Here is a 13,822-nt window from a genome sequence, read left to right as displayed (position 1 = left end):
CTTCATCTGTTCAAAAATATCCTGCGGGGAGGTCCGGAGGGGTGCAAAACCCCTCCGGCGGCCGGCCAGGCGCGCAGCGCGCAGGCCCTAGCGCCCCCGCGTCCAGCCCGGCCCGGCCCGGCGCAGCCGCACCGCGACCGACACCGCCGCATAGACCGCAAACCCCACCGGGTCGCGCAGCGCCAGCGCCAGGATCTGCCCCGGCCCCAGCGGCGCCTTGGCCTCATGCGCCATCAGCTCGGGCCAGCGCGCGACGATCTCGGCCACGCCGGCATCCTGCCGGCGCCGCACCCGCACCAGCCCGTCAAATCCCTCGATCATCGGCCAGGCATAGGTCGCGGCCAGTTGCACCCGCTCGGACGGGCGGAATTGCAGTCGCACAAAGGTATCGTCGGAAATGATCGCGGGAAAATCGCCCCATCGCGCCCGCCCCGCCGCATTCACCGCAAACAGCCCATAGCCCGGCGCCACGCTGCGCGCGAAGGGCAGGCGTTGCCAGAAGCGCGCATAGGCCCGCGTGACCGCCGACCGCGCGCGCGGAATGACCGCCGTCCCCGCCGCATAAACCGGCGCCCCGGTCGCCAGCGCCGCCGCGATTTGCGCCATCAGGGCCGGCGTCACCACCACATCGGCATCCAGATAGGCGCGCATCTCGCCCCGTGCCGCCGCGTCGCCGGCATTCAGCGCGCCCGGCTTGCCGCCCTTGGGCAGATCCAGCACCTCCAGCCGCCAGCCGGCCCGCCGCGCCGCACCGGCAAAGCTGCGTGCCAGATCGGCGGTGCGGTCGCGGCAGCCATTGGCCACCACCACCGCCTCGGCCCCGCCCGGCACGGGCTGCGAGGCAAACAGCGCCGTCAGGCAATCGCCCAGAAACGCCTCCTCGTTCGAGGCCGGGATGATCACGCTCAGCATGCGCCGCACCCTTCGGCCAGCGCCTGCCAGCGCGGATTTTCATCCCCCAGATGCCGCAGCGCGCCCCAGCTTCCCCATTTGCCCGGCGTATAGATATCGACAAAGGCGTTGAACGGCGCATCGCTCAGCCGCGCCCAGCCGGCCAGCAGATCCCGGTAAAGCGCGCCCATCTCCGGGCTGTAATTCAACTGGGTGAAAAACGCGGTCAGCGCGGCATCCTCCACGATCGGACCATAGCCCACGACATGACTGCCGCCCTCATACATCACCAGCCGCAGACCCGCCTTGCGCGCCACCTCGGCCTGATAGGGCAGGACGCGGGTCAGCACATCCTGCAACGTATCCTCGGTCAGGCCGGAATGGCGGCCATCGCGCAATTCCTCGGCCGCGCGGGCATTGGCCAGCGCATAGGGCCGGGCGGGATCGGCCGCGGCGCTTTCGGCCAGCCAGTCATGCAGCATCGGCGCCTTGGCCTCGCTGCCCAGAAGCGCCGCGAAATAGCCGGTCACCGCCCAGGCATCAAAGCCGGTCTTCGGTGCCGGCCGCCCCTCGGCCACCACCAGCGGCGCGTCCAGAATGGCGGTTTCGGCGCCAAGCCCGCCGGTCTGCGTGGCCAGCACCCGCACCAGCCCCTCGGGCCGGTCGCGAAAGACCTCGGCCCAGATTGCCGCGATCTCCGAGGCGCGCAGCGCATAGAACTGCGTCCAGGTGCCATCCTGTTTCCACCGCACCTTGCCCTGTTCCTCGGCCCAGCGGGCCTGCGCGAATTGCCAGTTCCAGACCTCGTTGGAATATTCGACCCAGGCGCGCAGGCCGGGCTTCAGCAGATCATGCACGGTTTCGGCGTAGAACCGCGCCAGATCGTCATCGGCCAGATGCGGCAGGGTGAACCAGGGCTCGGCCTCCAGCTCATTGGCCAGCGCGACCATCACCTCCACCGGCACACCATTGCGCGCCCAGGTGTAATCCGCCAGCTTGGGGCTGTCTTCCACCGTGCCCAGCGTGGAATCATTGGTCATCATCCAGTCCATGAAGCGGATCATCCGCGCCCCGCGCAGGCGCGCCAGCCAGTCGGGGTTGAACAGCTCCCCCGCATCCAGCGCGGCGGCCCGGTCGGCCCGGACCAGCGTGATGTCGCGGATCGGGTCGGCCAGATCGACCGCGCGCAGCGTCACGATCACCGCGCCCTCGCCGGGGCTGTAGTCAAACCCAAGGCCGCCGCCCTCGGGCGCGATGGCGGTGGCGCGGCCGCTGATCTCGGGCTGGCCGCGCCCCTTCCAGCGCATCAGGTAATGCCCCGCCACCCCGGCGGCATCGGGGGGCAGATCGGTCAGAACCAGCGTGGAAATGCCATTGATCCCCGGCGGAATGGCATTCGGCCAGCCATTGCCGTCCAGCCAGCCGTCACGCGCCAGCGCCGCCTCATCCATGCCGCCCCATTGATCGCCGATATGGGCGGTCCAGGGCCGGGCGGTCTTCATCACATCCAGAAAGGGCTGCTGCACCGACCAGTCATTCACCCCCGCCAGACCAAAGGCCAGCGCCGGATTGTGCAGCGCCGTCAAGGCTGGCGCGGCGGGCGGGGGCGCGGCATTCGGCAAGGGCGCCGGGGCGGGCACCACCTGTTCCTGCTGACCCTGCGCCGCCTGCCAGGCAATGCGTTGCAGCGCCAGCGCCAGTTCGGGGCTGATCCGCGCCTCGCGGTTTTGCCAGCTGCGCCCCAGCCGCGCGGGCAAGCCTTCGGGGCTTTGCCCGGTCAGCGCGGCGACATGCGTCGCCGCCACCAGATAAAGCCCCTTGGCATTGGGATGAATGTCATCGGCGAACAGATCCTCGATCCGCGCGACCCCCGGCAATTCGCCCGCCGCCGCCGCCCGTGCCGCCAGTGCCATGGCCTGCCCGGCGGGCACGATGCGGGTGGGCGGCGCCTCAGGCGGGCGCAGCGCCTCGGCGGCAGAGGCCAGCGATTGCCACGCCGCGCGATCGGCCGCGATCCGGTCGGCCCAGGGGATGTCGGCGCCCGGATCATGTTCCACCACCGCGCCGGTGCCGGATTTCAGGCTGTGCCAGGTCTCATAGATCAGAACCTGTGTCTGCGGATTGGCCGACCAGGCCAGCCCCGCCCATTTCGCCACCTGCCCGGCGCTGTCATTCCATTCGATCGCGCCTGCCAGCGGAATCGCCTCGGTCAGGATCAGCGTGCCAACCGCGCCGCTGCCCAACCGCGCCTTGCCATCCACGCCCTCGGCCTCGGCCTCGGCCGCGTGATCCCATTGATAGGCCAGCGGCGCGCCGTTGATCACCTGCGCCTCGACCACCGCCTCTTGCCCCTGCGCGGCCAACCCAGCCTGCACCATCGGCGCCAGATCCGGCCCGACAAGGCTGTGGCCCACGAACAGGATTTCCGCCAGAACCGCGAAGATCGACATGAACCAGACCCCTTACCGCCGCACACCAGAGGGAGCATAGCCGGTCACCACCTGCCAGACCACCTCCTGCATGATCCGCGCGGCCTCGGGCGTGGGGGCGTCAGCCGGGCTGCCATCGGCACGCCGCAGACGATGCGGCAGGCCCAGCGGGCTTTCCCCGGTCAGCGTCGCGAAATGGGTCAGCGCCACGACGTAATTCCCCAGATCCGACAGATGGATCGGGTCGGACAGCCCCTCCGCATCGCGCCCGAACAGCTGCGCGCGCCGCGTCAGCCCCGGCACCGCGCCCGCCTCGATCCGCGCCACCAGCGCCGCCAGCACCTGCCCGGCCGGAATGACATGGATCGTCGCATCGCCCCGCGCCAGCGCCGGACGCAGCACCGCGCCCTCCCACAGGGCGGGCAGATCGGCGGCGATCCGCGCCTCCCACCCGGCGGGGTCATCCAGCCGGTGCCAGGTCTCATAGAGATACACCCGGATATCCGGGCGTCCCTGCCGCGCCAGATCGGCCCAAAGCGCCAGAGACCGGGCGCTGTCGTGATAGCGGATGGCGTCTTTCAGCTCCACCATCTCGGTCAGGATCAGCGCGTCATACGCGCCCGAGGCCAGAGCCTCGCGCACCGGGCGAAAGGCGGGCGGGCGGTTTTCCTCGGCAAAGCCGGGCACCTCGTCGCGCCAATGATCCCGCAGAGAGGCCCCCCAACCCAACTGGCTGTGAAAGCGGTTGCCCATCAGCTGTGCGAGCATCGCCGGCATGTCGCGGCCCACCAGACTGTGCCCCAGATGATAGACTGCCGCCGGTCGGCGTGGCGCGGGTGGGTTGGCATAGCGCGCGGCAAAGGCCGCCTCGCCCAGGCTGCGCGCCGGCGCAAACCGCCAGACCAGCGCAGCGGCCAGCCCCATCAACAGCAGAAGAACAATCAGACGCATGGCACCCCGCCAGGTTCGCTCCCTCTGGTGTCACGGCAAAAGCCGGGCCTGACAAGCCCCGCCGCGCCGGTTTACCACATCTGCCAGATCAACCGCAGCGCCAAGGCTGAAGCGCTGAACACCAGCAGGGGCTTGATGATCCGCGCGCCGATCCGCATCGCCAACCGCGACCCGATGCGCGCACCGGCCACCTGCGCCGCGCCCATGGCCAGCCCGATCGCCCACCAGGGCGCCCCCTGCATGGCAAAGACCGCAAGGCTACCGACATTCGACGCAAAATTGAGGAACTTGGTATGCGCCGTGGCCTTCAGCACGCCATATCCCGCGACCAGCACGAAACCGATCATGTAGAACGCGCCCGCGCCCGGCCCCAGCAAGCCATCATAGAAGCCGACAAAGGGCACCACCGTCGCCGCAAAGACCGCCGGGCTGACCCGGGCCACGCGATCCTCGTCGCTCAGCCCCGGTTTCAGCGCAAAGAACAGGGCGATACCGATCAGCAGCACCGGCAACCCCATGCGCAGCAGCTCGGTCGGCAACCAGGACACCAGCAAGGCCCCGGCGCAAGAGGCCGCACAGGCGATTGCGGCCGCGCCGATCTGGCGCCGCACATCCACATGCCCGGCCCTTGCATAGGAAAACGCCGCCGTCGCCGCGCCGAAACTGCCCTGCACCTTGTTGGTCGAAAGCGCCTGCACCGGATTGGCCCCCGCCAGCAAGAGCGCCGGCAAGGTGATCAGCCCGCCGCCCCCGGCAATGGAATCGACAAACCCCGCCGCAAAGGCCGCCGCGATCAACATCGCCGCCAGATCGTAAGAGACCTCGAACATCACAGATCGAACCTGCGCGACACCCGCCCGACCCGTGCCCCTGATTTTAGTCTAAAATCAGGGTCTTCGGTATAATCGACAAAACCACGCCGGGCGTAATAGCCCAGGCCCGGCCGGTTGTCGGCCCGGATCGTGGCGTTCAGCACCCGCAGACCCGCCGCCCGGGCGGTCGGCACGGTGGCGGCAAACAGCGCCGCCCCGGCCCCGCTGCGCTGCCGCGACGGATCGACAAAGGTGCCGATATCGCCCCAGCCTGTTGGCAGCGCGGCATTGTTCCCGACGCACTGGAACCCGATCAGGCCCGCCGGATCCTCGGCCACATGGCAACAGATCGGCTCATCGCCTTCGATGTAATGCGCGATCACCGCCGCCTCGGAAAACGGCTGCTCATGCGCCGTTGTGCCGCCGATGGCGATGATGCGGTTCAGCAGCGCCGTCATTGCCGCCGCATCGGCGCGGGTTGCCGGGCGCAGGATCACGCCGCGAACTCCTCGCGCGCATAGCCCTGGATGAACAGGAGCGCGGTCAGATCACCATGGTTGATGCGGATATCGCATTGCGCCGCGACCGAAGGTTTCGCATGCAGCGCCACCCCCGCCCCGGCCCGGTTCAGCATCGCCAGATCATTGGCACCATCGCCAACCGCCATGGTCTGCGCCATGTCGAGACCCAGCCGCGCCGCGATTTCCTCCAGCGCGTCCAGCTTGGCCTGCTTGCCCAGGATCGGCAGGCCGACCGCGCCGGTCAGCGCCCCGCCCTCAGCCAAGAGCGTATTGGCGCGGTTCTCGTCAAAGCCAAGCGCTGCCGCCACCCGTGCGGTAAAGGCGGTGAACCCGCCCGAAACCAGCGCCGCATAGCCGCCCTGCGCCTTCATCGTCGCCAGAAGCGCCTTGCCCCCGGGCATGAAGGTGATGCGGTCGCGATAGACCCGTTCGATCACCGCCTCGGGCAGGCCCTTGAGCAGCCCGACCCTTTCCTTCAGCGCGGCCTCGAAATCCAGCTCGCCATTCATGGCGCGCGCGGTGATATCGGCGACATAGGCGCCCACGCCGGCCTCGTCGGCCAGCTCGTCGATGCATTCCTGCCGGATCATCGTGCTGTCCATATCGGCCAGCAGCAGGCGCTTGCGTCGCCCCTCGGTCGGCTGCACCACCAGATCGACGCGCAGCGCCTGCATGTCCTCCCAGACCTGCCAGCGGTTTTCCGGCAGCGCGGGCATGTCGAATTCCGCCGCGACCCCCGGGTCAAGCCAGCGCAAGGCGCCGCCGCCCCAGGCATTGCGCAGCGTCTCGGCCGTGGCGCGGTCCAGCACCGGGGTTTCGGGATCGGTCAGAAGGGTCACGGTGAACATGGCGGCACTTCGGTCTTTCACGCTGCGGCAATCTGTGGCTGGAATAGGGGAATTCCCGCAAGGATGCCAGCCCCGCACCGGGCCGCCGCCCGGCGGGGATCATGACAGGGGGCGCATGCCAGCACTGACCAGCCTTTTGCGGGGCTATGCCGCCGCCTTTGCCCTGCTTGCGCTGCATCTCGCGCTGGCCACGGCGGCCTTTCTGCGGGCCGGCGCATGGCCCTATATCGACACCGGCGCGTTTTATGCCACGTCGGCCCTGACCCTTTCGCTCATGGTGCTGATCCTGGCAACGGTGGTGCAGACGCTCCGCGCCCTGTGGAACCGCGCGCCGAATCCGCTGCGCCTGGTGGCCCGGCAGGGGCGCGACTGGCTGGTGACGCGGGCCACCGGCGCCCATGCGATCGTCACCCTGGTCGCCGTCACCGCATCGCTGAGCATCTTCGGCTCGGTCAAGGTGTCGATCCCGCTGCTGCGGCCCTTTACCCATGACCAGCCGTTTCGCGATCTGGACCGGCTGATCTTTGCCGGGCGTGACCCCTATGAATGGCTGCTGCCGGTCTTTGGGGGCGACCGGATGCTGGCGGCGCTGAACCTGATCTATCCGGCCTGGCTGGTCTGCCTGATCCTGTCGATCACCTGGCTGATGTTCAGCCGCCACCACCTGCGGCGGATACGCTACCTGATCGCCTTCATCCTGTCCTTCGCGGTGGCGGGAAATCTGTTGGCGGCGGTCTTTTCTTCGGCCGGGCCCTGCTTTTACCAGCAGGTGCTGGGCGATGACAGCTTTGCGCCGCTGATGGCGCATCTGGACGCCTCGGCCGGGCGGACGGGGTTTGACTGGTCGGTGCGAATGCAGGCGCTGTTCTGGCGCAATTTCCAGAACTGGGACGGACCGATTTCCGGCATCTCGGCCATGCCGAGCATGCATAATCTGGTGGCCTGGCTCTGGGTCTTTCTGCTCTGGCCGAACCGCTGGCTGGGCGGGGCCGCGCTGGTCTTTGCGCTGGCGACCTTTATCGGCTCGGTCATGCTGGGCTGGCACTATGCGGTGGATGGCATCGCCGGGGCCGTGCTGGCCGTCATGGCCTGGGCGGTGGCGGGCCCGCTGGCGGCGCGGGCCTGCGCCGGCTGGGCGCGCCCGGCCTGAACCGGGCGCGGACCGCCTCAGAAATCGAGGTTCTCGACGTTCAGCGCGTTCTGCTGGATGAATTCGCGGCGCGGCTCCACCACATCGCCCATCAGCTTGGTGAACAGGTCATCCGCCTCGGCCACGTCATCGACGCGCACCTGCAACAGCGTCCGCGCATCGGGGTCGAGCGTGGTTTCCCACAGCTGTTCGGGGTTCATCTCGCCCAGCCCCTTGTAGCGTTGCAGGGTCAGGCCCTTTTCGCCCTCGGCCAGAATGGCCCGCAGCAATTCGGTCGGGCCATGGATCGGCTGTTCGCGATCCTTGCGCACCAGCCGCGCCTCGCTGGCATAGACATCCTTCGCCTGGCCCGAAAGCTGCGACAGCTTGCGCGCCTCGCCCGAGCGCAGCACCGCGCCATCCAGCGTGCGCAGCTCCTCGACGCCGCGCAGGATGCGGCTCAGCCGGATGCCATGATCCTGGGTGATGCGGCCGACCCAGCCACGTTCATATTCGACCGCCACGCCATCCAGCCGCCGCGCGACCGTATCGGCCACCAGTTGCAGATCGGCATCCGCGCGGCCCTGATCAAAGGCCCCGGCCAGCGCGGCCTGTTCCAGGATGTTGCGCGGATAATGCGTCGGAAACGCCTCCAGCACCCGGCGGAAGGCGCGCGCGCCCTCGACGATGCGTTGCAGATCGGCGCCGGCCACCTCTTGCCCGTCGCCCAGGCGCAGCACCGCCCCCTCGATGCCCTGCTGGATCAGATAGTCCTCGAACGCAGCCTGATCTTTCAGGTAAACCTCTGATTTCCCACGCGAAACCTTATAGAGCGGCGGCTGCGCGATATAGAGGTAACCGCCGTCGATGATCTCCGGCATCTGCCGGTAAAAGAAGGTCAGCAACAGCGTGCGGATATGCGCGCCATCCACATCGGCATCGGTCATGATGACGATCTTGTGGTAACGCAGCTTGTTGATGTCGAACTCGTCGCGCCCGATCCCGGTGCCAAGCGCGGTGATCAGCGTGCCCACGGTTTCCGAAGACAGCATCCGGTCGAAACGCGCGCGCTCCACGTTCAGGATCTTGCCGCGCAGCGGCAGCACGGCCTGTTGCTTGCGCGACCGGCCCTGTTTGGCCGACCCGCCGGCGCTGTCACCCTCGACGATGAACAGTTCCGAAAGCGCGGGGTCTTTTTCCTGACAATCCGCCAGCTTGCCGGGCAGCGAGGCGACATCCATCGCCGTCTTGCGCCGGGTCAGCTCGCGCGCCTTGCGGGCGGCCTCGCGGGCCAGCGCGGCCTCGATGATCTTGCCGACGATGATCTTGGCCTGGGCGGGGTTTTCCTCGAACCACTCGGCCAGCTTTTCATTCACCAGATTCTCGACCGCCGGTCGCACCTCTGACGAGACCAGCTTGTCCTTGGTCTGGCTGGAGAATTTCGGGTCCGGCACCTTGACCGACAGGACACAGGTCAGACCCTCGCGCGCGTCGTCGCCGGTGAAATCCACCTTCTCACGCTTGGCGATACCGCTGTCCTGGGCATATTTCGTGATCGTGCGGGTCAGCGCACCGCGAAAGCCCGCCATATGGGTGCCACCGTCACGCTGCGGGATGTTGTTGGTGAAGGGCAGCACCGATTCATGATAGCTGTCATTCCACCACATCGCGACCTCGACCCCGATGCCGCCGCGCTCGCCCACCATATAGATCGGCTCCGCCATGACCGAGGTCTTGGAACGATCGAGATATTTCACGAATTCCTTGACGCCGCCCTCATAGAACAGCTCGGTCTTCACCGGCTCGGCATGGCGGTCATCCTCGATGAGGATCCGCACGCCAGAGTTCAGGAAAGCCAGTTCCCGCAACCGGGTTTCCAGCGTCTTGAAGCTGTAATCCAGGTTGGAAAAGGTGCCATCGGGCCGGTTCGTCTTGGCGCTGGCCAGGAAACGCACCTCGGTGCCGCGCTGACCGGGCGCCGGCCCCACATCATGCACATGCACCACGCATTCGCCGAATTCGAACCGGGCGCGATATTCGCGGTCATTGCGCCAGACCGTCAGTTCCAGCCATTCCGACAGCGCATTCACCACCGAAACGCCCACGCCATGCAGGCCGCCCGACACCTTGTAGGCATTGCCGCTGTCATCGGTGTTGTTGAATTTGCCGCCGGCATGAAGCTGGGTCATGATGACCTCGGCCGCCGAAACGCCCTCCTCCGGGTGGATATCGACCGGAATGCCACGCCCGTTGTCACGCACCGAAACGCTGTCATCGGCGTGGATTTTCACCTGCACATAATCGGCATGGCCGGCCAGCGCCTCGTCGATGCCGTTATCGACCACCTCATAGACCATGTGGTGCAGGCCGCTGCCATCGTCGGTGTCACCGATATACATGCCAGGCCGCTTGCGAACAGCCTCCAACCCCTTGAGAACCTTGATGGAATCGGCGCCGTATTCGGCGGCCTTCTTCGCGGCTTCGGCCATATGCTCTGCACCCTTCGAATTGCCCGCGATTTATAGCGGTTGGGGCGGGGAATGTCACCCCTGCCCCACAAGATTTGGGGGTCAGAGGAACGGGATCACGCAGGCCACGGCGATCAGCATCACCCCCGAAGCAAGGTTGAGCCGGTGAATATTCTCGGGCGTGGACAGAAGCCGCCGCGCGCGATCCAGAAACAGCGCCAATGCAAGGTTTCCCGCCATCGGCACCAGCGCGGAGACAAGAATGATCGCCACGATGTCGGGCAATGTCAGCCGCGCCAGATCAAAGAAGCCCGGCAAGGCGCCCATATAGAACAGGATCGCCTTCGGATTGCCGATCACCGCCGCCAGCCCGACCGAGAAGCCCGCCCAAAGCCCCGGCCGCGTCAGTCGGCTGTCGCTGCCCGGGGGGCGCGGCTTGCTGCGGATCAGCAGCACCCCCATCACCAGAAACACCGCCGCCGCCACCCAGCGAAGCATGCCCAGCACATCGCCATAGACCGAATGGATCCAGCTCAGCCCCAGAATGGCGGTCAGCGGCCAGAACAGATCGCCAAGCGCCACGCCCACGGCCAAGGGCCAGGCCGCCCGGAACCCGCCCGACAAGGCCCGCGCCAGCAACGCCACCCAGACCGGGCCGGGAACCGCCCAGAGCGCCGCCATGCCCCCGGCATAGACCAGCAACTGCCAGAAGGTGACATTCATCCGAAACGCCTCGTCAGATCGCAATGCAGCCGGTGGGCCGCCGCCCGGTGATCGGGATAATCCGTGGCGCGGGGGTTGGAAAGCCAATCCTGCACCGCCTGCAATTCGCCGGCCATCAGCGCATCCACCGCCGGGTCGGTGGCCTCGCCTTGCCCCCTCTCGCCCGGATCGCCGTCACGGCGCAAGCCACAGGCTGCCATCCTCGGCCAGCGGCCAGAAAGGGTTCATCGCGACCTCCCACACATGGCCGTCGGGATCGGCCCAATAGCCGCTGTAACCACCCCAGAACACCTTTTCCGGCCGCTTGAGCGCGCTCGCCCCCGCCGCCAGCGCCGCGTCAAAGGCGGCATCCACCTCGGCCTCGGTCGCGAAATTCTGCGCCAGCGTGACGGCGCCACAGCCCAGTTCGGCCCCGGGCCTGCCCTGATCGGCCGCCAGATCGGCCCGCCCGAACAGCGCCAGCACCAGGCCGTTCATCTGATAGAAGCCCACACCTTCCTGGGCGCCATGCTCCTGCCAGCCCAGCCGCGCGTAAAACGCCTTGGCTGCTGCCAGATCGGCCACGCCAAGCGTGATCAGGGTCACACGTTGAGGGGTCATGGTGCCTCCGCTTGCAGGGCCGACCGGCCCGCCTCATCCGTTACACGAATCCGCTGCGCCCGCGCGCCCAGACTGTCAAACAGGCCCGGCTCGGTGCCGGTCATGATCGCCTGCGCCCCCAGGGCACATAGCGCATCATACAATGCCGCGCGCCGGTCCATATCGAGATGCGCCGCCACCTCATCCAGCAACAGGATCGGCGGCCGGCCCAGATCGGCAGCCAAGGCACGGGCATTGGCCAGGATCAGGCTGATCAGCAATGCCTTCTGCTCGCCGGTGGAACATTGATCCGCCGCCACGCCCTTGGCCTCAAAGACCGCCGCCAGATCGGCGCGATGCGGCCCGACCAGCGTGCGCCCCGCCGCCAGATCGCGCCGACGCCCCTCGGCCAGCGCCAGCGCCAGATCCTCGCCCCAGGGCTCGGCCTCGGTGATCGCCAGCCCCGCGCGCGGGAAGGCGGTCTCCGCCCCCTCCTGCGCCGCCATCAACCGCGCCACCGCCAGTTCGCGATTGCGCCGGATCGCCGCGCCGGCCTGCGCCATCTGTGCCTCCAGCGCGCCATACCAGAAGGCATCTGCCACCCCGTCCTTCAGCAGCCGGTTGCGCTCTCGCATCGCCTTTTCATAGGCCAGCACCGCCTCGGCATGATCGGGCACAAAGCTCAGCACCGTGCGATCCAGAAACCGCCGCCGCCCCTCGGCCGCCTCGATCCACAACCGGTCCATACTGGGCACCAGCCAGACCATGCGCAACACCCGCGCCAGCGCCACCTGCGGCGCGGCCTTGCCGTCGATACGCACCTGCCGCGCTGCCCCGGCCTCGGCCCAGGTCTCCAGCTCATGCGCCGCGCTCAGCCCCGCCACGGTCGCGCCGACCTTCCAGCCGATCGCCTCTGGCCGTCGCGCCAGATCCTCGGCCGCCGCGCGCCGCAATCCCCGCCCCGGCGACAAAAGCGACACCGCCTCCAGGATATTGGTCTTGCCCGCCCCGTTCGCACCGACAAGCGCCACCGGCCGGCCGTCAAACACCAGCCGCGCCGCCTGATGGCTGCGGAAATGCGACAGCTGCAAGGACAGGATCGCCAGCCCGGCCACTCCCGGCTTCCTTTGCTTCTTGTGCAAATACTCTGCGGGGGTCCGGGGGCGCAAAGCCCCCGGGTCACACCGCCCGCGCGTCGTCAGACACGCATCGGCATCACGACATAGACCGCCGAACTGTCATTGCCCTCGCGCATCAGCGTCGGATCGCCCGAGGAGTTGAACAGGAAGACCGCATTCTCGCGGTCCACCTGGCTCGCGATTTCCAGCAGGTATTTCGCGTTGAACCCGATCTCCAGCCGCTCGTCGCCATAGGCCACGGCCAGTTCTTCCTCGGCGGCGCCACTGTCGGGGGCATTGACCGACAGGACCAGCCGGTCCTCGTCGAGGCTCAGCTTCACCGCGCGCGACCGTTCCGATGACACGGTCGCCACCCGGTCCACCGCCTTGGCGAAATCCGAGGCATCGACCTCCAGCCGCCGCGTGTTGTTCATCGGGATGACGCGGGTGTAATCGGGGAAGGTGCCGTCAATGACCTTGGAGGTCAGCGTGATGGTCGGCGTGGCAAAGCGCACCTTGGTCTCGCTGACAGAAACGGCGATCTGCGCCTCGTCATCGTCCAGCAGCTTGCGCAGTTCGTTCACCGTCTTGCGCGGCACGATCACACCCGGCATGCCCTGCGCCCCCTCGGGCAGCGGCGCGTCAATCCGCGCAAGGCGGTGCCCGTCGGTCGCCACGCAGCGCAGCACCGGGCCATCTTCGCCGGTCGAGACATGCATGTAGACGCCGTTCAGGTAATAGCGCGTCTCCTCGGTGGAGATGGCGAATTTCGCCTTGTCGAACAGCCGGCGCAGCACCGGCGCCGGGGCGCCAAAATTGGTGGTATATTCCGACGAGGCCATGACCGGGAAATCTTCCTTCGGCAGCGTCGCCAGATTGAAGGTCGAACGCCCCGCCATCACGGTCAGCCGCCCCGCCGCGGCATCCTCGCTCAGCGTGACCAGCGCGCCATCGGGCAGCTTGCGCACGATCTCATGCAGCATCACCGCCGAAACCGTGGTGGCGCCGGGGCGTTCCACCATGGCGGCGGCCTTGTCGACCACCTCGATATCCAGATCGGTGGCGCGGAAGCTGACATTCGCGCCCTCGGCCTCGATCAGCACATTGGCCAGAATCGGGATCGTGTTGCGACGCTCCACCACCGATTGCGCCTGACCCACGGCCTTCAGAAGCGTGCCGCGTTCAATGCTGATCTTCATCCCTGTCACCCTATTTCTTGCGGGACACCAAAATAGGCCCGGTTCCCGCCGGTTCTCAAGCAGTTTTGGCGACATTCCGCCGGATTGTCGGGGGCGTCAAGCGGATGTGGCCGCGCCGGGCCGAAGCGTGGCCCGAATGCGCCAGAAGAAAGGG

13 protein-coding genes are annotated in these 13,822 nt (G+C 67.6%); 1 reads left to right on the top strand and 12 read right to left on the bottom strand.

Features of this window, described 5'->3' with window-relative positions:
• Nucleotides 1-87: 87 nt before the first annotated feature.
• From FOA17_RS12545 to serB, 6 genes are all read right to left on the bottom strand, one after another.
• On the bottom strand, nt 88-912 hold the full coding sequence (locus FOA17_RS12545) for a glycosyltransferase family 2 protein (RefSeq protein WP_149141832.1): 825 nt from the start codon (nt 910-912) through the stop codon (nt 88-90).
• Nucleotides 906-3,341, bottom strand: coding sequence for a hypothetical protein (locus tag FOA17_RS12540; protein ID WP_149141831.1), 2,436 nt, complete (start codon nt 3,339-3,341; stop codon nt 906-908). The genes FOA17_RS12545 and FOA17_RS12540 overlap by 7 nt, the downstream gene beginning before the upstream one ends.
• A gap of 12 nt (nt 3,342-3,353) precedes the next feature.
• A complete protein-coding gene (locus FOA17_RS12535) occupies nt 3,354-4,271 on the bottom strand; it encodes a hypothetical protein (protein WP_149141830.1) in 918 nt (305 codons plus the stop codon).
• Between the two features lie 71 nt (nt 4,272-4,342).
• Nucleotides 4,343-5,101 (bottom strand): TSUP family transporter, encoded by a 759-nt coding sequence (locus FOA17_RS12530; protein WP_149141829.1) that lies wholly within the window; start codon nt 5,099-5,101, stop codon nt 4,343-4,345.
• Complete coding sequence (locus FOA17_RS12525; protein ID WP_149141828.1) at nt 5,101-5,580, bottom strand: GNAT family N-acetyltransferase; 480 nt, start codon at nt 5,578-5,580, stop codon at nt 5,101-5,103. The genes FOA17_RS12530 and FOA17_RS12525 overlap by 1 nt, the downstream gene beginning before the upstream one ends.
• Nucleotides 5,577-6,452, bottom strand: coding sequence for a phosphoserine phosphatase SerB (gene serB, locus FOA17_RS12520; protein WP_149141827.1), 876 nt, complete (start codon nt 6,450-6,452; stop codon nt 5,577-5,579). The genes FOA17_RS12525 and serB overlap by 4 nt, the downstream gene beginning before the upstream one ends.
• 115 nt (nt 6,453-6,567) lie before the next feature.
• Between serB and FOA17_RS12515 the strand changes: the two genes are divergently transcribed.
• The gene (locus tag FOA17_RS12515) at nt 6,568-7,602 is read left to right on the top strand and encodes a phosphatase PAP2 family protein (RefSeq protein ID WP_162528251.1); all 1,035 of its coding nucleotides are present in this window, start codon (nt 6,568-6,570) and stop codon (nt 7,600-7,602) included.
• A gap of 17 nt (nt 7,603-7,619) precedes the next feature.
• On the opposite strand, the gene gyrB is transcribed toward FOA17_RS12515, so the two are convergent.
• The 6 genes from gyrB to dnaN form a co-directional block, all read right to left on the bottom strand.
• Nucleotides 7,620-10,070, bottom strand: coding sequence for a DNA topoisomerase (ATP-hydrolyzing) subunit B (gene gyrB, locus FOA17_RS12510; protein ID WP_149141825.1), 2,451 nt, complete (start codon nt 10,068-10,070; stop codon nt 7,620-7,622).
• Nucleotides 10,071-10,151: 81 nt separating this feature from the next.
• On the bottom strand, nt 10,152-10,772 hold the full coding sequence (locus FOA17_RS12505; protein ID WP_149141824.1) for a LysE family translocator: 621 nt from the start codon (nt 10,770-10,772) through the stop codon (nt 10,152-10,154).
• Complete coding sequence (locus FOA17_RS12500) at nt 10,769-10,957, bottom strand: hypothetical protein (protein ID WP_149141823.1); 189 nt, start codon at nt 10,955-10,957, stop codon at nt 10,769-10,771. Before FOA17_RS12500 ends, FOA17_RS12505 begins: the two co-directional genes overlap by 4 nt.
• Nucleotides 10,947-11,372, bottom strand: coding sequence for a VOC family protein (locus FOA17_RS12495; protein WP_149141822.1), 426 nt, complete (start codon nt 11,370-11,372; stop codon nt 10,947-10,949). The genes FOA17_RS12500 and FOA17_RS12495 overlap by 11 nt, the downstream gene beginning before the upstream one ends.
• On the bottom strand, nt 11,369-12,466 hold the full coding sequence (recF, locus tag FOA17_RS12490; RefSeq protein WP_149141821.1) for a DNA replication/repair protein RecF: 1,098 nt from the start codon (nt 12,464-12,466) through the stop codon (nt 11,369-11,371). The genes FOA17_RS12495 and recF overlap by 4 nt, the downstream gene beginning before the upstream one ends.
• Before the next feature lie 83 nt (nt 12,467-12,549).
• Nucleotides 12,550-13,668 carry a DNA polymerase III subunit beta gene (gene dnaN / locus FOA17_RS12485; RefSeq protein ID WP_149141820.1) on the bottom strand — a complete coding sequence of 373 codons (1,119 nt, stop codon included), beginning with the start codon at nt 13,666-13,668 and terminating at the stop codon, nt 12,550-12,552.
• Between the last annotated feature and the right edge of the window lie 154 nt (nt 13,669-13,822).

The organism is Gemmobacter caeruleus (assembly GCF_008271655.1).
In the GTDB taxonomy this organism is placed as follows: Bacteria; Pseudomonadota; Alphaproteobacteria; order Rhodobacterales; family Rhodobacteraceae; genus Gemmobacter; species Gemmobacter caeruleus.
This window is presented reverse-complemented; position numbering and strand designations above follow the sequence as displayed.

Excerpts from the sequence above, each read along its gene's own strand:
- FOA17_RS12545 (WP_149141832.1), bottom strand. The coding sequence starts at position 912 with ATGCTGAGCGTGATCATCCCGGCCTCGAACGAGGAGGCGTTTCTGGGC.
- FOA17_RS12540 (WP_149141831.1), bottom strand. The coding sequence starts at position 3,341 with ATGTCGATCTTCGCGGTTCTGGCGGAAATCCTGTTCGTGGGCCACAGC.
- FOA17_RS12535 (WP_149141830.1), bottom strand. The coding sequence starts at position 4,271 with ATGCGTCTGATTGTTCTTCTGCTGTTGATGGGGCTGGCCGCTGCGCTG.
- FOA17_RS12530 (WP_149141829.1), bottom strand. The coding sequence starts at position 5,101 with ATGTTCGAGGTCTCTTACGATCTGGCGGCGATGTTGATCGCGGCGGCC.
- serB (WP_149141827.1), bottom strand. The coding sequence starts at position 6,452 with ATGTTCACCGTGACCCTTCTGACCGATCCCGAAACCCCGGTGCTGGAC.
- FOA17_RS12515 (WP_162528251.1), top strand. The coding sequence starts at position 6,568 with ATGCCAGCACTGACCAGCCTTTTGCGGGGCTATGCCGCCGCCTTTGCC.
- gyrB (WP_149141825.1), bottom strand. The coding sequence starts at position 10,070 with ATGGCCGAAGCCGCGAAGAAGGCCGCCGAATACGGCGCCGATTCCATC.
- FOA17_RS12505 (WP_149141824.1), bottom strand. The coding sequence starts at position 10,772 with ATGAATGTCACCTTCTGGCAGTTGCTGGTCTATGCCGGGGGCATGGCG.
- FOA17_RS12495 (WP_149141822.1), bottom strand. The coding sequence starts at position 11,372 with ATGACCCCTCAACGTGTGACCCTGATCACGCTTGGCGTGGCCGATCTG.
- dnaN (WP_149141820.1), bottom strand. The coding sequence starts at position 13,668 with ATGAAGATCAGCATTGAACGCGGCACGCTTCTGAAGGCCGTGGGTCAG.